At 64.0% G+C, this 18,411-nt stretch carries 11 protein-coding genes and 2 rRNA genes (1 of these 13 cut by a window edge); 5 read left to right on the top strand and 8 right to left on the bottom strand.

Going from position 1 to position 18,411, the window contains the following annotated elements:
• Positions 1-76: 76 nt before the first annotated feature.
• On the bottom strand, positions 77-1,462 hold the full coding sequence (locus IPL75_19980) for a DUF1552 domain-containing protein (GenBank protein ID MBK9242476.1): 1,386 nt from the start codon (positions 1,460-1,462) through the stop codon (positions 77-79).
• A 41-nt stretch (positions 1,463-1,503) separates the two neighbouring features.
• A complete protein-coding gene (locus IPL75_19985) occupies positions 1,504-3,966 on the bottom strand; it encodes a DUF1592 domain-containing protein (GenBank protein ID MBK9242477.1) in 2,463 nt (820 codons plus the stop codon).
• A gap of 146 nt (positions 3,967-4,112) precedes the next feature.
• Between IPL75_19985 and IPL75_19990 the strand changes: the two genes are divergently transcribed.
• The 3 genes from IPL75_19990 to IPL75_20000 are packed head-to-tail and all read left to right on the top strand — an operon-like array spanning position 4,113 to position 8,718.
• Positions 4,113-5,915 carry a creatininase family protein gene (locus tag IPL75_19990; GenBank protein ID MBK9242478.1) on the top strand — a complete coding sequence of 601 codons (1,803 nt, stop codon included), beginning with the start codon at positions 4,113-4,115 and terminating at the stop codon, positions 5,913-5,915.
• 35 nt (positions 5,916-5,950) lie between these two features.
• Entirely contained in the window at positions 5,951-6,430 is a 480-nt protein-coding gene (locus IPL75_19995) for a cytochrome c (GenBank protein MBK9242479.1), read from the top strand.
• 11 nt (positions 6,431-6,441) lie between these two features.
• Positions 6,442-8,718 carry a PQQ-binding-like beta-propeller repeat protein gene (locus IPL75_20000; GenBank protein MBK9242480.1) on the top strand — a complete coding sequence of 759 codons (2,277 nt, stop codon included), beginning with the start codon at positions 6,442-6,444 and terminating at the stop codon, positions 8,716-8,718.
• Between the two features lie 136 nt (positions 8,719-8,854).
• Here IPL75_20000 and IPL75_20005 read toward each other — a convergent pair whose 3' ends face one another.
• Positions 8,855-10,276 carry a HupE/UreJ family protein gene (locus IPL75_20005; GenBank protein ID MBK9242481.1) on the bottom strand — a complete coding sequence of 474 codons (1,422 nt, stop codon included), beginning with the start codon at positions 10,274-10,276 and terminating at the stop codon, positions 8,855-8,857.
• 76 nt (positions 10,277-10,352) lie between these two features.
• Between IPL75_20005 and IPL75_20010 the strand changes: the two genes are divergently transcribed.
• Entirely contained in the window at positions 10,353-11,549 is a 1,197-nt protein-coding gene (locus IPL75_20010) for a hypothetical protein (GenBank protein MBK9242482.1), read from the top strand.
• 92 nt (positions 11,550-11,641) lie between these two features.
• Positions 11,642-12,742, top strand: a complete 1,101-nt coding sequence (locus IPL75_20015) for a hypothetical protein (GenBank protein ID MBK9242483.1) — start codon at positions 11,642-11,644, stop codon at positions 12,740-12,742.
• 58 nt (positions 12,743-12,800) lie between these two features.
• Here IPL75_20015 and IPL75_20020 read toward each other — a convergent pair whose 3' ends face one another.
• The 5 genes from IPL75_20020 to IPL75_20040 all read right to left on the bottom strand — a co-directional run.
• The gene (locus tag IPL75_20020) at positions 12,801-13,994 is read right to left on the bottom strand and encodes an aminotransferase class I/II-fold pyridoxal phosphate-dependent enzyme (GenBank protein MBK9242484.1); all 1,194 of its coding nucleotides are present in this window, start codon (positions 13,992-13,994) and stop codon (positions 12,801-12,803) included.
• A gap of 8 nt (positions 13,995-14,002) precedes the next feature.
• Positions 14,003-15,229, bottom strand: a complete 1,227-nt coding sequence (locus IPL75_20025) for a histidinol-phosphate aminotransferase family protein (protein MBK9242485.1) — start codon at positions 15,227-15,229, stop codon at positions 14,003-14,005.
• Positions 15,230-15,531: 302 nt separating this feature from the next.
• Positions 15,532-16,644, bottom strand: coding sequence for a hypothetical protein (locus IPL75_20030; protein ID MBK9242486.1), 1,113 nt, complete (start codon positions 16,642-16,644; stop codon positions 15,532-15,534).
• Between the two features lie 99 nt (positions 16,645-16,743).
• A 5S ribosomal RNA gene (gene rrf / locus IPL75_20035) occupies positions 16,744-16,860 on the bottom strand.
• 162 nt (positions 16,861-17,022) lie between these two features.
• Positions 17,023-18,411, bottom strand: a 23S ribosomal RNA gene (locus IPL75_20040) (it continues 1,600 nt past the right edge of the window).

Genomic DNA, 18,411 nt, shown 5'->3' on the forward strand with positions numbered 1-18,411 from the left:
AATCCTTCTTCAAGTTCTCGGCCTTGAGGAACAGGCCGAGCTACGTACGTTGCGGACTTCTTACGCCGCGGACTTCTTACGCCAGTGAGAACGGTGCCGTGCTGTCGCCGAAGTGGGTCGCGTCCATACCCAGGTTCTGCATCAGCGTGAGCATCACGTTGGCCATCGGCGTGCCATCTTCAGCCTTCAGGTGCACGCCACCCTTGAGCTGGCCGTTGCCGTGCCCGAACAACACCAGCGGGCACCGCCGGTGATTGTGCACGTTGGGATCGGCCATTGGCGAACCCCAGATGATCAATGTCTTGTCCAGCAGGTTGCTGTCGCCCTCGACGGTGTTCTTCATGCGGTCGAGGAAGTAAGCCATCTGGCTGACGCGGTACTTGCAGATCTTGTTGAACTCCAGCACCCGCGCCTCGGTGTTGCCGTGGTGCGACGCCGGGTGGAAGGGCTGAGTGGATCCGCTTTCCGGGAACACGCGGTTCTGCGCGTCGCGGCCGGTCTTGAACGCGATCACGCGCGTCATGTCCGTCTCAAGGGCCAGCACCTGCAGGTCGAACATCAACTTCATGTGCTCGGAGAACGAGTCGGGCACGCCCGCCGGTGCGTCCGGCAACTCGCGCGATTCACCGCTCGTGTTGTGCGCTTCCACCATACGGATGCGGCGCTCGATTTCGCTGATGTGCTCCATGTAGCGATCCAGGCGCTGGCGGTCGGCCGGTCCCAGCGTGGCCCGCATCGTCGACACTTCCCCATGCACCCAGTCGAGGATGCTGCGCCGCGTCATGCGCCGCTCGGCGCGGGCCGCCGTGGTGCCGCCCGATCCAAACAACATGTCGAACGCCACGCGCGGATCGCGAATCATCGGCAGCGGCTCGTTGGGCGAGGCCCAGCTGATCGAGTCGGTGTAGGCGCACGAGTAGTTGTAGGTGCAGCCACCGGCCTGATCCAGATTCTCGATGCAGAACTGCATCGACGGCATCGGTGTGGTCTGGCCGAACTTCTTGGCGTACATCTGGTCGAGCGACGTGCCGGCCCAGATATCCGAGCCCTGCGTCTGTTTCGGGTGCGCCTGGGTCAGGAACACCGCGCTCGATCGGAAGTGGTCGCCGCCGATTTCCGGGGCGTTGAACGCCTCGGCCATCCGCACGTCGGTGTTGGAGACGATGGTGGTGTAGTCGCGGAAGGCGTCGAGCGTGCTGAGCGGATTGTCGGGCACGAGCGTGTAGTCGCGTCCCACCTTCTCAGGCGCAAAAAGGAACTTGCCGGCGCCGATGCCGTTACACCCGGCCAGGCCATGCACTTCCTCAATACAGACAAGACGCGTGTGCGTCGGCGCTGCAGCGCGCGCACTGGCGCTCCAGCCGGCCGGCACCATCGCGTCGAGGAAGGGGAGGGCCACGGTGGCGCCAGCGCCCCGCAGAAAGGTGCGCCGAGCCATGTGTTTACCGGTGAGATACGCCATCGCTGAGACTCCTTGGAAATCGATCTACGGCTCTATTGACCCTACTGCTTACGCCCGGCGGCCGTGTCCGGCACGGCCTCGGCCTTGCTCATTCGAAACGCATCACTCTTGACCACGCCCAGAATCAGGGACGAGACCGGATACTCGCCCGCCTCTGCACTGCGCGTGATGGCCCGAATCGCGGGCTGGTCGTAGTACTCCGCCCGGCGTCCCAATGCAAACGCCAGCAGGTTTTCGGTCAACATCCGCACCAGCGGCACCGGCCGCTTCAGCAACACGGCCGACAACTGCGACGGGGTCGAGACCGGCGTGCCGTCGTAGAAGTCGCCGCGGGTGTCGAGGGGGCTGCCGTTCTCGCGCACGCGCCAGCGGCCGGTCACATCAAAGTTGTCCAGCGCCAACCCAATGGGATCCATGAACAGGTGGCAGGACCGGCACTGCGGATCAGCACGGTGCATCTCCATGCGCTCACGGGTCGTCACGGCCTTGCCGTTTTTCGACTCCGCGGTGTTCTCAAGCGGCGGCACATTGGCGGGCGCGGGCGGCGGCGGCGTGCCCAGCAGCACCTCCATCACCCACTTGCCGCGCAAGACGGGAGACGTGCGGTTGGCGAGCGACGTCTGCACGAGCACGCTGCCCTGTCCGAGCACGCCGCGCCGCGTGTCGTCCGGGTACGCCACTCGCCGGAACTGGTTGCCCGACACGCCGGCGATGCCGTAGTGGCGCGCGAGGCGCTCGTTCATGAACGAGTAGTTGGCGCGGTACAAATCGAGCGCGCTTGCATCGCGACGCACCAGGTCATTAAAGAACGTGATGGTTTCAGTGCGCATCGCATCCGCGACACGATCATCAAAATTCGGAAAAAAGTTCGGGTCCGGGTGCACCTTGCTGATGTCCTGCAGGCGCAGCCACTGGGCGGCAAACCGTTCGCCGAGCGCCTTGGAGCGCGGGTCAGCCAGCATCTGCCGCGCGACCTTATCCAGACCCGCCGGCGTGGCCAGCAGACCCTTGCCGGCCGTGGCCAGCAGTGCCTCGTCAGGCGGCGTGCCCCACAGGAAGAAGGACAGGCGCGACGCCAACTCGTAATCGCCAATGCGGTAGGTCTCGCCCGGCTTCACGCGGTCGGGCTGCCGCTCGAGGCGGAAGATGAAGTGTGGGCTCGCGAGCAACGCCTCAAGCGTGGTGCGCACGCCGCCTTCGAAGCCACCCGAGACGCGGCCGACGTCGTAGAACTGCATCACCGCGTCCACTTCGCGGTCGGCCAGCGGACGCCGGTACGCCGACGCGCCCAGGCGGGCGACGATGGCGCGCGCGCAGGGTTTTTCGTCGGCCTGACTGGTGGGCCGGCAGGAAAACACCTTGCGGCGACTCGGCGACTCCGAGAGCCCGGTCACTTTCAGCGGCCCACGAATCACGAGATCGCGCACGTGCGGCAGAGTCGTGATGCCCGCGCCGCCTGAGCCGCCCCCGGCAAACGACCAGTCGTGCGGCCGAATCAGATCTTCATACGGCCCGTCGGTGCGGCGCACAAATGCGGCCGCCACCGTGTGCTGCCCCGCTTTCACCATGATCGGGTCGGTGAGCATCGGCACGCCGCCGCGGCCGTCAGCGGACTCGGCCTGCTGCGTCTCGTACTTCACGAGCGCGGCGCGTTCGCCGTTGATCGAGATATCGATATCTTCGAACCGGCTGTTGTTGCCACCGGTCATGTTCACTTCAAAGACGTACTCTCCGTCGGCCGGGAAGACGTGGCGCACCACAAGGCCGCCACGGGTGCCAAACGGCGCACCTTCGACGTGATCCCAGGGGTGCTGCGAGGCATAACTCGTATTGGCGTAGGTGCGGTCGAGCTTGGTGGCATTGCGATCACCCACCGCCATGCGGCTGATGTCGCTTGCCGCGTTCAGGAAGGCTTCGAGCAGCGTGGCCGACAACATCTGCTCGTCGGCGATGTTGTCGAAGTTCGCGCTCATCGAGTCGAGCGGCAGCCACTGGCCGGCATCCACATCCAGGTCCAGCAGTTCGCGAATCGACCTGGCGTACTCCACGCGATTCAACCGCGGGAACGTTCGCGACCCGGGATTGGGCCGCGCAAGCGCGCCGGCGTCCAGCCGCGTCTCAAGTGCACCAATCAGTCCGGCGAGGCTCGCCGCGTCGGGTGGCGGTGTTCCGGGCGGCGGCATCATGCCCGCGCGCAGCTTGCGCACCATGCGTTCCGCCATCGCCGCGTTGGCTTCAGTGGCCGCGACCTTGAATGATTCAAACGAGAGGCCCGACGGCTTGGTCACGTCGTTATGGCAGTCGACGCAGTAGTCCTGGATGACTTCGTCGGGCGTGGCAGGCACCCGCACATCAGATCGCGACGCATGCGCGCTCATCGTCAAGCGCTTCCCGTCGGCTGCGGTCAACGCGGCGGTGCGTCCACCCGTTAAATGTTCGGCGTTCGCGATCACAATCGCGCCGCAGACCGCCGTGCACACCGCTGTCAATCTGACCGCCGTCATAGGCATATTGCGCATGTCACCCCGACCCAAAAAAGTCTAGATGCGCCAGACTATAACACCGAAAGTCCACCCCTGAAACGCACCGATTGAACACGATTTCCCCTACAATGGGCACGTTTTCCAAACGAGTTTCGGAGGTTCTTTCTGTGAGAAAGCCGGCCCTGCTGTTGTGTGTGCTCCTCTCGCTGATACTGGCCCCGAGCCTGAGGGGGCTGGCGCAGAGGCCCGATGGGCTGCCCGCGACCGGTCCCGGCGGCCGCCCGCCAGACACCGTTTTCCTTGAGGACCTCACGTGGGCCGAGGTCCGCGACCTGGTCAAAGCCGGCACCACGACGGTGATTATCGGGACCGCGGGCACCGAACAAAAAGGCCCCCACATGGTGGACGGCGAGCACAAGTTCGTCATGCAGTTTGCCGCAGACAAGATCGCCCGGGCCCTGGGCCGCACCCTGGTCGCGCCGGTCGTGACCTACGTCCCTGAGGGCAGTTGGGAAAACCCGGGCGGGCACATGGGCAAGCCGGGCACCATCACGCTGCCGGAAGACCGATTCATCGAACTGCTGGTCAGCGCGGGGCGCAGCCTGAAGGCCGGCGGGTTCACCACCGTCCTGTTCCTGGGAGAGTCGGGCGGCAACCGCAACGGCATGCGGACCGCCGCCACCCGCCTGAATGAATTGTGGAAAGACACGGCCCGCGCCTTCTGGATTGACGACTACTACACGAAGTCACACGCGGACCAGAACAAACACATCACCGACACCATGGGCATTCCCGCTGATCAGATTGGCGGCCACGCGAACCTGCTCGACACGTCAGAGATGTTGTTTGTGGATCCGAAACATGTGCGCCGCAACAAAATCGCGCCCGGCGGCGGCTACCCGAATTCCGGGGTGAGCGGTGACCCCACACGGTCGAGCGCGGCCCTGGGCAAGGTCTTCATCCAGATGAAGGTCGACAACGCCGTCGCGCAGATCAAAGGACTGATGGCCGGGACCCTCCAGCCGGCCGAACCACCTGCAGCGCGCGGCGGGGGTGGTGGCGGCCGGGGCGGCGGCGCGGCTGGTGGCGGCCGAGGCGCTGCCGCCGGGGGCGGCCGCGGCGAAGGGCGCGCAGGCGCAGCGGCGACCGAGCCGGCCGGTCCTCGTCTGCCGACCGCGAAGACCGCGCCGGCGGGCATTTCACCGTCTCAGGCGCCCGACACCGTCTTCATTGATGAACTGACGTGGGAGGAAACCCGCGACGCGATCAATGCCGGCAAGACCACGGTCATTATCCCGACCGGCGGCACCGAAAAGAACGGGTACCACATGGTGCTCGGCAAACATAACTACATCGTCGCGCACTCGGCGAACCTGATGGCGCGCCGGCTTGGGAACGCCCTGGTCGCGCCGCCGATTCAATATGTGCCCGAAGGCAATCCCGACCGCGTGCCACCCGGGGCAATCTCATTGCCCTCTCCCGCGTACGATCAGTTGCTCGACGCGGCCGCACGCAGCCTCAAGGCGCATGGCTTTACGCACATCCTCTTTATCGGTGACAGCGGCGGCAATCAGGCAGGCATGACTGCCGTGGCGACCACCCTGACCGAAGAGTGGAAGGCCGAGAATATCCGTGTGCTGTCGCTCACGGACTATTACGAAACGGGACGCGAGCACTACCGCGCGTGGATGCTCGCACAGTTCGGCTACACCGACGCCATCATCGGCAGCCACGCCGGGATCAGCGATACGTCGCAGATGCTGCACGTGCGGCCCGCGGGGGTTCGCAAGGAGCAGGTCAAGCCGTGGGGCGGGGCCACAGATTCGGGCGTGTCGGGTGACCCGACAAAAGCCACGGCCGAAATCGGCCGCCTCGGGATTGAGTTCAAGGTCAATGCGGCGATCGCCCAGTATCGCGCGGCGATCGCACCTCCGCGCGCGGGCCGCGGTGGTGGAACGGGGTCGCGCTGACTGTGTTATCGTGCCCGCAAATCCCCGGTGGTGGCATGTCCTGGCTGTTTGTGCGCCGATCGCTCTTTGTGTTCGTCCTGGCGAGCGCCCTCTTTACGGCGCTGGTCACGACGTCGAACCTGAACGCCCAGGCAGCGCCAGCGGGCGCCAAGACGACCAAGGGGCGCGTCTACAGCGCGACCCAGGCGACGCGTGGTGAGCAGACCTACATGAGTACGTGCGTGTCGTGCCATCCACCCAGCACCTACAAAGGCGCCGTGTTCCTCAACTGGCAGGGACGGTCCCTCGGCGAACTTCTTGAGTTCCTGACAGAGAAGATGCCGAAGAATGAACCGGGCAGCCTCTCGCCGAAGGAATACACGCAGGTGGTGGCCTACCTGCTGAAGCTCAACGGCATGCCCGCCGGGCGCGTGGACCTTCCCGCCGATCCCGCCGCGTTGCGCGGCATCACCATCAATCTCCTCCCGGACAAGCTCGCGCTCGTTCCATCACTCGTGACCGACCCGACCCGATAAGGACCCACACCATGGCACAACCGATTCGAATCACACGCATCGCAGGCATGGCTCTGCTGGCGGCAGTTGCGCTCGGCGGCGCGCTGACGGCCTTCGACCAGGCCAGAGCCACCAGCCAGCCCACACTCGTGCGCGGCAACGCGCCCGGGGAATGGCGGTACTGGGGCGCCGACGCGTGGAGCACGCGGTACTCGCCGCTCGATCAGATCAACGCGTCCAACTTCGAATCGCTCGAACAGGCCTGGCAGTGGAACGCCGGCTCGTTCAGCGCCGATGAGTACTACAGGACCACGCCGTTGTATGCGAACGGGCGGCTCTTCACGGTGGCCGGCACGCGCCGCGTGGCCACCGCGCTCAACCCTGAAAACGGCGAGACGTTGTGGATGTGGCGGCTCGACGAGGGCATCCGCTGGCAGAAGGCGCCACGCCAGTTTGCCGGTCGCGGCCTCGCCTATTGGACCGATGGCAATGCGGAACGCGTGATTGTCGTCACACCCGGGTACCACATGGCGCTGATCGATGCGAAGACCGGCTTGCCGGATCCGAAGTTCGGCAAGAACGGCGTGGTCGATCTGATGGACGGCCTCGGATTCCCGCTCGTGCCACTCGCGGTGGATGACAACGGCCCGCTCGTGATCAGCGACGCGGCCCCGTATCGGCAGGCCAAGCCCGGTGAAACGTGGGATGCCGAAAAGGGCACCGGCGCCGACGGCACGGTCGGCATCGATCCGAATCAGGGACAGATCGCCGCGAGTTCACCGGCCATTCTCGTGGGCGACGTCATCATCGTGGGCAACTCATCCATTCACGGGTACTACCCGATCAAGTTGCACAACCTGCCGGGTTACATCCGCGGCTTCGACGTGCGCACCGGCAAACAACTCTGGAAGTTCAACCTGATTCCGCAGAAGGGCGAGTTCGGCGCCGAGACGTGGGAAAACGGGTCGGCTCCCGGCACACCCGGCGTCGGCAAAAACGACGCATGGGCCACCTATTCGGCGGACCCGGAACTGGGACTGGTCTACATCCCGGTGGGCATGCCGCTCAGCGACGAATACGGCGGCCATCGCCCTGGCGACAACCTCTTCGGCAACGCCATCGTCGCGCTCGACGCCAAGACGGGCCAGCGCAAGTGGCATTTCCAGATGGTGCATCACGACATCTGGGACTACGACACGCCGATGGCGCCGAACCTGATGGACATCACCGTGAACGGCCGGCTCCGCAAGGTGGTGGCGCAGACGACGAAGCAGGGATGGGTGTATACGTTCGATCGCGCGACCGGCGAGCCCATCTGGCCGATGCCGGAAACACCCGTGCTGCAGAGCGAAGTGCCTGGCGAAAAAACTGCGCGCACGCAGCCCATTCCGTCGAAGCCGGCGCCCTATTCGCAGCAGGGTCTGGAAGAAGAGGATCTGATCGACTACACGCCGGAACTCAGGGCGGCCGCACTGCAGCTTGCGAAGAAGTGCCGGATGGGACCGTATTTCATTCCGCCATCGCTTGCCGATGGCAAGACGCCCAACGGGTTTGAGTGTTCGTGGTATTCGCCAGGTGCGTCGGGCGGTGTCAACATCGATGGCGGTGCGGCAGTGGACCCAGAGACGGGCTTCCTCTACGTGGCGTCGCAGTCGGGGATGAGCACCACCGAGGTGGCGAAGGACCCGTGCTCGGAGCACAACTACACCCAGGCGCCACACAACAGCTGCGGCCAGCTCGGTGCGGCGCCGCCGCCGCCGGGATACGTGGCGCCCCAGCGCGGACGCGGCGCCGGCGCGCGTGGCGCCGGGGCCGGCGGTCGTGCCGGCGGCCCAGGACCGGCCAGCTATGCAACCGCGCCTCCGGGCACGTCCACGATCGCGGGCATCTCGATCCTGAAGCCGCGCGAACTGGGCGGCGTGACGGCGTACAACATGAACACGGGCGACAAGGCGTGGTGGGTGGGCAACGGAGGCACGTTCACGCCCACGCCGCAGGCCTCGTCACCTGATGCGAAGCTCTTCGAGGGCGTCAAGCTGCTGCCGCAATCGAGCAGCAGCCAGCCGCAGGTGATCACTACCAAGACGCTGGTGATTTACGGCACCGGCCGCCGCGGCGGCCCACCAACCGCAGACCCGGGCTTGTTCGCCGTCGACAAGGCGACCGGCAAACAGGTGGGCATGTTGCCGATTCCCAGCAAGACCAGCGCCGTGCCGATGACCTTCATGCACAAAGGGCGTCAGTACATCGTCTACGCAACGGGATCAGCGTCGGCTGCGTCACTCGTCGCCTGGAGGTTGCCAAGATAAGGGGACGGGTGTCGATTTGTGGAAAACACTGAATGTGAAAACGACCTCTGAGGTAGTTTTCGGCTACTCATCCGCGAAAACTACCTCAGAGGTCGTTTTCACATTCAGAGTTTTCCACAGATCGACACCCGTCCCCCTATTTGGCTAGTTTTCGGCGCTTCGCGTACCAGTAGCCCCATGCGGCGAGCCAGATGACAATCGCCGCCCTCAGGGCCGCTGAAGTGATTTCGCGCTGAGTGAATGGGAATTCGTGTTCGAACAGCGTGGCACCGCGCGCCATCATCCAGTGCCAGGCCTCGTGCGCGACGAGCGCCGATATCAGGATGCCGCCGATGCGTTCCGGGACGACATAGCGGAACAGTAGGGAGAGCGCCGGCACGATCACCAGCAGCGCCAGGACCTGGCCGATTTCCACGCCCACGTTGAACGCCACGAGAGAGGTGACGAAATGGCTGCCGCCAAACTGCAGCGTCTCTCGCAGCGCAAACGAAAATCCGAATCCGTGGACCAATCCGAACGCGAACGTCAGCGCCCAGCGGCGCCGCATCTGGGAGACGCCGACGATATTCTCAAGCGCCATCCACACAATTGAGAGCGCGATCAGGGTTTCCACCAGCGGCGGAAACCACAGACCGCTTGGGACGAACTCAAACGCCGCCGCGATAAGTGTGATCGAATGCGCCACAGTGAACGCGGTGGCCATCAGCACGAGCGGCTTCAGGGTGCCTCGGCCTTGAGGAACAGGCCGAGCTACGTCCAGGGCAGGCCGAGCTACGTCCAGGGCAGGCCGAGCTACGTCCAGGACAGGCCGCGCGCCGTGGATCACCGGCACGACCAGGCACAGCAGGAAGAGAAGATGGTCTACGCCACCCAAGATGTGCTCGACGCCAGAAACCACGAAGCGGCGCGCGGCCTGGAACCAGCGCGGGTCCAGATCCAGCACGCCGGCATCACCCATGTACTCGAACACCCTGACGGCACCACCTGGGGGCAGGAACCGGACCACACTCCGCGTCCGTACGCCGAGCCTGGCGAAGTCGGTCTCGATCGCAAACCGAGAGGCGTCCGACTTCACCGGAAACTCGAGGAGGACATCGAGTTGCGCCTGTGTCCAGAGCAACTGGGTGTCGGCCGGGAGTGGCGCGCCCGTCACGTGCGCGAGGGCCTGCTCCCAGGTGTCGAACGATCGATCAGACGGCAGCGACACCTGCACGGCGGTCATCACGGGCCGCGCGAGTGGCTGGCCTTCCTCCCACACGCGCACCCCATTGGCGATCCACAACTCCGCAGCGATGCGAACCGCGCGCTCGGCGGCTGTCAGTTCCAGAAACCCCGGCTCACGGGTCGGGAAGATCACATCCCGCATGGACTCGAGGGGCGCGCGCACGAGGAGCCGAAGGGTCTGCCCTTCAGGCTTCACGAGCACGCGAATCGTCACGTCGGCGGGAATTTCGTGAGCGGAGACAGTGAGGCTCGACGAAGCCCAGACCGCCGCCACCAGCGCGCACACGAGTCCGATGCGCCAGAGCGCCTGTTGATGCGTGCGCGAAACTCTCACGGGTGCAGCCGCCGGTAGTATACTGGCGCCCGATTTCACCCAAATTCAGCCGGGCCACCTCCGACGGAGATCATCGATGGGCACACAGCAATCCTCGGGCTTGAGAAACAGCCCGAGCTACGGTCGGCTCTCTCTGGCAGCCGCGGTCGTTCTTCTTGGTTGGGCCGGCGCACAGGGACTTGCACAGGCGCCTCCACGCGCCGAAGCAGACCCGCTTTGGCCGCGACCGCTCCCCAATCACTGGATTCTCGGCTCGGTCACCGGTGTGGCCGTGGACAGCCGCGATCACGTGTGGGTGCTGCACCGGGGCCAGGCCTCGCTCAACGCCCGCACCGAAGCCGCGCTGACCGCCACGCCGCCAGGATCCGAGTACTGTTGCGCTGCCGCGCCATTCGTCCTGGAGTTCGACGCGGCCGGTGCGCTGGTCGGCCACTGGGGTGGTCCGGGCGCCGGGTATGACTGGCCGCTGAACCCAGGCGGAATCGCGGTGGACGCGGCGGGCAACGTGTGGCTGACGGCTGCCGGTCTGCCACCGGCTCCTGCCGGCCGCGGAGGACGAGGTGGTGGCGGAGCCGCCGCTCCCGCGCCCCCACCCGAGGACGCACACGTCCTCAAGTTCTCGCGCGAGGGCAAGTTCCTCATGCAAATCGGAAAGCCCGGCGACACCGGCGCACCCGACAGCCGCACCGGACTCAAGCGCCCGGCCGCAGTCGAAGTGGATTCGCAGGCAAACGAAGTCTTCGTCGCCGATACCGGCAACCGCCGAGTGGTGGTGTTTGATGCCACGACAGGCGCGTACAAACGTCACTGGGGCGGGTATGGCACGCCTCCCGACGCAACGGCACCGCCGGCATATGCCGCGGGCTCCGGGGCGGCGAAACAGTTCCGCGCACTCTCCTGCCTCGCGCTCTCACGATCGGGCGAATTGTTTGTGTGCGACCGCGAGAGCAACCGCATTCAGGTCTTCAAGAAAGACGGCACATTCGTGCGCGAGGCAGTTGTCTCCCCATCGACCCTCGGCAGCGGGTCTGTGTGGGACATCGCGTTTTCTTCCGACGCGGCCCAGCAGACCGTGTATGTGGCCAACGGTCAGGAGCAGACGGTGCACGTCCTTCGTCGTGACACCCTCGCGCAGGTGGGCACGATTGGCAGCGGCGGCCGGTGGCCCGGACACTTCTTCGGCGTCGGCGCCGTCGCGGTAAGCACGCAGGGACACGTCATCACTGGCGAAAACCTGCAGGGCAAACGCGTTCAAAAGTTCGTGGTCAAGTAGGAGTTCGCATGAAAAGACGCACATCACTCGCCGCCGGAGTTTTCCTGGCCGGACTCGCGCTTCTCCTGGTGGCCGAACAGTCGTTCGAGCGGATGGCCGCCGAAGGTCAGGCCGCCTCGATGGTGGAAGCCCCGAAATTTGAAGTGGATCCGACGTTCCCGAAGCCGCTTCCCAATGGATGGCTGATGGGGATGGCCATCGGCATCGCCGTGGACGCCCAGGATCACATCTGGATCGTCCATCGTCCCGATACCCTGTCGGCGCAGGAGGCCGCGGCTGACGAGAACCCCCCGACAGCGAAGTGCTGCAAACGTGCGCCACCGGTGCTGCAGTTCGACAAACAGGGCAACCTGCTCAAGGCCTGGGGCGGCCCCGGCCAGGGCTACGAGTGGCCTGAGTCCAACCACGGCATCTTTGTGGACCACAAAGGCATCGTGTGGATTGGCGGCAACGGCACGAACGACGCGCACGTGCTGAAGTTCACACAGGACGGCAAGTTCATCGCGCAGTACGGAAAATCCGGCAAGACCGCCGGCAGCAACGACAGGGAGAACTTCGGTCGCATCGCCAAGATCTTCGTTGACCCCAAGGCCAACGAGGCGTACCTGGCCGACGGCTACCTCAACAAACGCGTGGCCGTGATCGATGCCGATACCGGCGCCTTCAAACGCTACTGGGGCGCCTACGGCAACAAGCCAGACGATGCGAACCTGGGACCGTTTGATCCAGATGCACCGCTCGCGCAACAGTTCAGGACACCGGTCCATTGTTCAGACCTGTCGGTGGACGGCCTGGTCTACGTCTGCGACCGCCCGAACAACCGCCTGCAGGTCTTCACCGCAGACGGCAAGTTCGTGAAGGAGCAGCAGATCGCGAAGCGCACGTTGGGTGACGGCGCGGTGTGGGACGTGGCGTTCTCACGCGACCCGCAGCAGCGCTATCTCTACGTGGCCGACGGCAAGAACGAGCGCGTCTACATCATGCGGCGGGATTCGCTTGAGATGCTCTCGTCGTTTGGTGACGGCGGACGTCAGCCGGGACAGTTCTTCGCGGTCCACAGCATCGTGACCGACTCGGCCGGCAACATCTTCACGACCGAGACCTACGAAGGCCGCCGCCTGCAGAAGTTTGTCTTCAAAGGTGTGACCCAGGTCCCGCGCGACCAGGGAGTTGTGTGGCCCGTTAAGAAATAGAAAACGACCTCTGAGGTCGTTTTCCAGGTGGAAGCAGGGAAAACGACCTCAGAGGTCCTTACGCCGCGGCGGTGACGCCTGGCTTGCCGAGGACTTCGCCGAAGACGGCGACCGCGCGCTTCATCTCGTCCATCGTGCCGAGCGAAATGCGGCACCACGCGTTTTCGAACGGCGGGAAATCGCGGCCCACGCGCACGCCCTTGGCCATGCACCCGTCGCGGAACTGCTTGGCCGGGACTCCGACATTCACGAACATGAAGTTGGCGTGAGACTCGGTGGACTTCATGCCGCGGTCGGCGAACCACTTGGTGGTGAAGTCACGCGCGGCCTTGTTCCTCGCACGCTCGGCTTCGACGAACGCCGGCCCCTGTTCAAGGGCGGCGACGCCGGCGTGCAGCGCCAGCACGTTGAGCGAGCTCGTGCCTGAACCGCTGTCCCAATCGGACATCTTGCGGATCGCATCCGGGTGCCCCACCGCATAACCGAGCCGCAGTCCGGCCATCCCGTACGCTTTTGAGAACGTGCGCGCGACGACGATCCGCGGGTCCTCCAGCGCCACCGGAATCATCGTCTGATGGTCGGGATGGGTGACGTATTCGAAGTACGCCTCATCCACCAGGATTGTCGTTTCGGGTGAGATGCGATGGACGCGCGCGATGAAGTCGCGCGTGGCTGTGGCGCCGGTGTAGGTCGCCACAGGGTTGTTGGGGTTGCAGTAAAACACCAGTCCTGAGCCTTTGGCCGCCGTGGCCATCCGCTCCAGGTCCATCTGGAAGTCGCGGCCGAGCGAGACCGCGCGCACCGGGTGGCCGAGCATCGCCGCATAACCCGCGCACTCCTCGTACGTCGGGATGGTGCCGACGAGTGCCTTCGTCCGGCTGGTGTAGACATGCGTGGCCGTCCGCAGGATCTGCGTGGAGCCGCACCCGAGCGTCAGGTTCTCGGACGTCACACCGAGACTCTTCGACAACGCGTCGCGAAGCGCGCCCGTGGCATTTGAGTACCTGCCGGGCGTCGCGCCGTCGGGCCCGAACGCTTTTTTGATCGCGTCGAGCACTGCCGCGCTTGGTCCAAACGGGTTCTCGTTGCTCGAGAGCGGAATGACGGACATCCCCTGAGTCGATGCCTCGAGGGAGGGTGAGAGTGCATTCCAGATCGCGTCTTCACGGCCGCGCGCGCCGATCCACGAACTGGTGAGGGCGCCGGCGGCGCCGATGCCAACGGTTTCTACGAATTTGCGTCGTGTCAACATGGCGCCTCCTATCGACCCCCGCCACCGGCGCCATTCGCCGGTCGCAATACATCGCGGAAGACCGCCGTGGCCTTCTGCATCTCCGCCATCGTGCCCAGTGAAATTCGCGCGTGGCTGCCTTCAAATGGAGGGAAGTCGCGTCCCACCTGGATGCCCTGCGCGCCGCATCCGCTGCGGAACTCCGCGGCGGTGCGCCCCACATCCACAAACAGGAAGTTCGCCTGCGAGGCGGTGCACTTGCAGCCGAGATCCTCGAGGGCCTTCTGAGTGAAGGTGCGCACTTCGGTGTTGCGCGCGCGCTCGGCTTCCATGTGTTTGGGATCGCCCAGCGCCGCAATCGCAGCGGCCACACCGAGCACCGAAATGTTGTACGGCATCCCGAGACGCGCGAGCGGCTTGATTGTGTCGCCGCCGCCGATGGCGTACCCGATGCGCATACCGGCCATGCCATATGCCTTGGAGAACGTCCGCGCCACAAACACATTGGGCGTGGCCATGGCGAGCGGAATGGCCGTCTCGTACGCGGGGTCGGTCACGTATTCGTGATACGCCTCGTCGATGAGGATGACCGTGTCCGGCGAAATCCGGCGCACACGTTCCACGAAGTCGGTGATCGTCTTCGCGCTGTGCACGGTCGCGGTCGGATTGTTCGGGTTGTTGACGAACACCAGGCCTGCGCCGCGAACGGTGGTCAGCATGCCTTCCAGGTCGAGGCGGAACTGGCTGTCGACTTTGATTTCGACGACCGGATGGCCCATGCGTCGCGCGACGTTGGTGGCGTTTTCAAACGTGGGCGTGGCCGTGACCAGGTGACGGGCCGGGCTCGTGAACCCCCACACCGCCGTCTTCAGGATCTCCTGCGACCCGGCGCCGAGCAGGACGTTCTCGGGCTTGACCTTGTGGAGGGCCGCGATGGTCTCCACCAGCTTGCGGTCGCCAACCTTCGCGTTGAACGGGTATCTGCCGGCTTCACCGAACTGCGCGACGATCGCGTCGAGCACTGCCTTCCCTGGCCCGACAGGATTTTCGTTGCTGCTGATCTTGATGGAAGGAGGCTGGCCTTCGCGAGGGGCCGCCGGGGGCCCGCCTCGCCGGCCGCCCGCCTGTTGCCAGGCTTCGGCCGATTCCGCCTCAAGCCCACGAGCCGCGATGAGCCGGCCGTCAACCGCGGCATCCAGGGCGACGCCTCCAGGCGCGCCCAACCTCGATAGAAATCCCCTGCGCGTGACAGACATGGCTGCACTCCTCGCGACGTTCGGACTCGGACGTCTGCTATGTGGAACCTGCGGATTCTACTCCCGCGCGCCCTGGAGGTCAAAGCACCGCCGACTACGACGGATTACAGGAGGCCGCCGAGTTGGGGAGGAAAAAGACACCCGACGTCTTTTTTGGTCACGACGGATTTACAGGAGACGCAGAGCTAGGGAGGTTTTCTGGGAAAACCAAGAAATCAGCTCCCCGTCTCTGTGTTCTCCTTTAATCCTTCGTGGCAAAAGGATTGCCTCCGTGTCTCGGCGCCTCCTGTGATCCGTCGTGATCACTTGCGGACGTAGCGCTTCAAGGCTCTGGGCCCGACTTCGGCCCCGTAGATGACGCCGTCGCGGTCCACCGCCATGCCCTCTGCCGCGCTGGTGCCTGTGGCGTTGGGCAACGGGTCCGGAATGAAGGCGGTGATTTTGGCGTTGGGCCCTTCCTTCAAGCTGCCGATCCGGATTCCGCGAAGCCAGGCTTTGCGCGGGGGGTTAATCGAGCCCGACTCGGAGTCTGTTCCGTAGAGAGTGTCATTCGCGTCGATCCAGATCCCGCTCAGCCGGCTGAACTGTTCGTAGCCGACTTCGAGCAGTTTGCCGTCCTCGTCGAAAATCTGGATGCGGTTGTTCGAGCGGTCGGCCACCACGAGCCGTCCCTTCGAGTCCCACGCCAGCGCATGCGGCTGGTCCATTTCGCCGGGGCCGGCGCCGCGCTTGCCCCACTCCTTCAAGAACTTTCCGGTCTTGTCGAACTTGACGATGCGCGCGTTGGCCCCGCCGTGACCTTCGGCGACGAAGATGTCGCCTGCGGCGTTGGTGGTGACGTCGTTCGGTTGGTAGAACGAAGCAGGGTCGGCGGGCTCATTCGGCCGATTGCCACCGGCCTTGCCCAGCGTCAGCAGCAATTTTCCGTCGGGGCTGAACTTGTAGATCTGATGGCCGATGATCTTCGCCGGCATCGCAGGCAGGGGCGCATCGGCAGCGGCGCCGCGCGCCCGCCGCGGGTAATTGTCCTGACCGTCGGTGACCCAGATGTTGCCGTCGCGATCAACGTGAATGCCGTGAGGGAACACGAACATGCCCTGCCCGAAGCTCTTCACCAGGTTACCGCTCGAATCGAATTTGAGGACGATGTCGAGTGGAGAGGGTTTGCCCTCGGCGCCGTTCCAGCACGTGTTGGCGCCGCAGCGTTCGGCGACCCAGATTGATCGGCCGTCGGGATCGATATCGACGGCGCTCGTGGCGCCCCACGTGCGGCCGGCCGGCATTTTGGCCCAGCCTTCCTCTGTCACGTACGGATTGGGGGCGTCGTTGGTGGGCGCGACTGCCGGTGCTTGCGCGGCCAGGCTGGTGCATCCGAGGAGAGCGGCGGCAACGGTGTACCTGCGCAGTCGATTCATCGATGAGCTCCTTGCGAAACGAGAGCGCATCTTACCGCGGAATGTGCGTACAAAAGAAAAGGCCCGATGCGGTTGGCATCGGGCCTTTGGGGTAAATAATCCTGGCAGCGACCTACTCTCCCACACAGTTACCCATGCAGTACCATCGGCGGTAGTCGGCTTAACTTCCGTGTTCGGAATGGGAACGGGTGTGACCCAACTCCTATGACCACCAGGAAACTTGACGTGCTCAAAGATCAATCGTGGCGGCGGAACATACGCCCGCCGGCACATGCACGGTCGGTCGCCATACGGCGCCCGGCGTGCAAACAGCTATGACAGCTGAACACCCTGCAAACGGTAGTTAATTCATCACCACAAAAGGGTGAAAAAGAATCAATGGACAAGCCTCACGGCTGATTAGTATCGGTAAGCTTCACGCATCACTGCGCTTCCACACCCGACCTATCGACCTGGTAATCTTCCAGGAGCCTTTAGAGACTTACGTCTAGGGAGATCTCATCTTGTGGAGGGTTTCACGCTTAGATGCTTTCAGCGTTTCTCCCTTCCGCACGTAGCTACCGAGCGCTACCCCTGGCGGGATAACTCGTACACTAGAGGTGCGTCCAACCCGGTCCTCTCGTACTAAGGTCAGCCCCACTCAAATCTCCTGCGCCCATCACAGATAGAGACCGAACTGTCTCGCGACGTTCTAAACCCAGCTCACGTACCACTTTAACCGGCGAACAGCCGGACCCTTGGAACCTGCTACAGCTCCAGGATGTGATGAGCCGACATCGAGGTGCCAAACCTGAGCGTCGATGTGGACTCTTGGCTCAGATCAGCCTGTTATCCCCGGCGTACCTTTTATCCGTTGAGCGATGGCCCTTCCACGCGGAACCACCGGATCACTAAAGCCTGGTTTCCCACCTGCTCGACTTGTAGGTCTCGCAGTCAAGCTCGCTTATGCTTTTGCACTCTATGGCTGATTTCCAAACAGCCTGAGCGAACCTTCGCGCGCCTCCGTTACACTTTAGGAGGCGACCGCCCCAGTCAAACTACCCACCTAGCAGTGTCCCTTTCCCCGATAAGGGGAACAGGTTAGAACGCCGCAGCAGTCAGGGTGGTATCTCACCGTTGACTCCACCGAATCCGAGAATCCGATATCAAAGTCTCCCACCTATCCTGCGCAGACGGCGGCAGCATTCACTACTAAGATGCAGTAAAGGTGCACGGGGTCTTTTCGTCTTGTGACGGGCAACCGGCGTCTTCACCGGTACCACAAATTCGCAGTGCCCCTCGTTGAGACAGCGCCCAAATCATTACGCCATTCGTGCAGGTCGGAACTTACCCGACAAGGAATTTCGCTACCTTAGGACCGTTATAGTTACGGCCGCCGTTTACCGGGGCTTGAGTTCAGAGCGTCGCCTTGCGGCTAACCCCTCCCTTTGACCTTCCGGCACCGGGCAGGCGTCAGACCCTATACGTCGTTTTCGACTTTGCAGAGCCCTGTGTTTTTATTAAACAGTTGCTTGGGCCTCTTTATTGCAACTCCGAGATGCTTCGTGCGCGAGGCACTACACAACTCAGAGCACCCCTTCTCCCGAAGTTACGGGGTCAATTTGCCGAGTTCCTTAACGAGGGTTCTCACTTGCGCCTTAGGATTTTCTCCTCGCCTACCTGTGTCGGTTTGCGGTACGGGTACTTGGACTACTCCTTAGGGGATTTTCTTGGCAGCGTGGCGTCTGCGACTTTATGAACCTTGCGGTTCTCGCTCTGGTCTCTCAG

The organism is Acidobacteriota bacterium (assembly GCA_016716905.1).
Lineage (GTDB): Bacteria > Acidobacteriota > Vicinamibacteria > Vicinamibacterales > SCN-69-37 > SYFT01.

What these genes read in the sequence shown, in the direction of transcription:
- IPL75_19980 (MBK9242476.1), bottom strand. Translation starts at nt 1,462, where the DNA reads ATGGCGTATCTCACCGGTAAACACATGGCTCGGCGCACCTTTCTGCGG.
- IPL75_19985 (MBK9242477.1), bottom strand. Translation starts at nt 3,966, where the DNA reads ATGACGGCGGTCAGATTGACAGCGGTGTGCACGGCGGTCTGCGGCGCG.
- IPL75_20020 (MBK9242484.1), bottom strand. Translation starts at nt 13,994, where the DNA reads ATGTTGACACGACGCAAATTCGTAGAAACCGTTGGCATCGGCGCCGCC.
- IPL75_20025 (MBK9242485.1), bottom strand. Translation starts at nt 15,229, where the DNA reads ATGTCTGTCACGCGCAGGGGATTTCTATCGAGGTTGGGCGCGCCTGGA.
- IPL75_20030 (MBK9242486.1), bottom strand. Translation starts at nt 16,644, where the DNA reads ATGAATCGACTGCGCAGGTACACCGTTGCCGCCGCTCTCCTCGGATGC.
- IPL75_20000 (MBK9242480.1), top strand. Translation starts at nt 6,442, where the DNA reads ATGGCACAACCGATTCGAATCACACGCATCGCAGGCATGGCTCTGCTG.
- IPL75_20010 (MBK9242482.1), top strand. Translation starts at nt 10,353, where the DNA reads ATGGGCACACAGCAATCCTCGGGCTTGAGAAACAGCCCGAGCTACGGT.
- IPL75_20015 (MBK9242483.1), top strand. Translation starts at nt 11,642, where the DNA reads ATGGCCGCCGAAGGTCAGGCCGCCTCGATGGTGGAAGCCCCGAAATTT.
- IPL75_19995 (MBK9242479.1), top strand. Translation starts at nt 5,951, where the DNA reads ATGTCCTGGCTGTTTGTGCGCCGATCGCTCTTTGTGTTCGTCCTGGCG.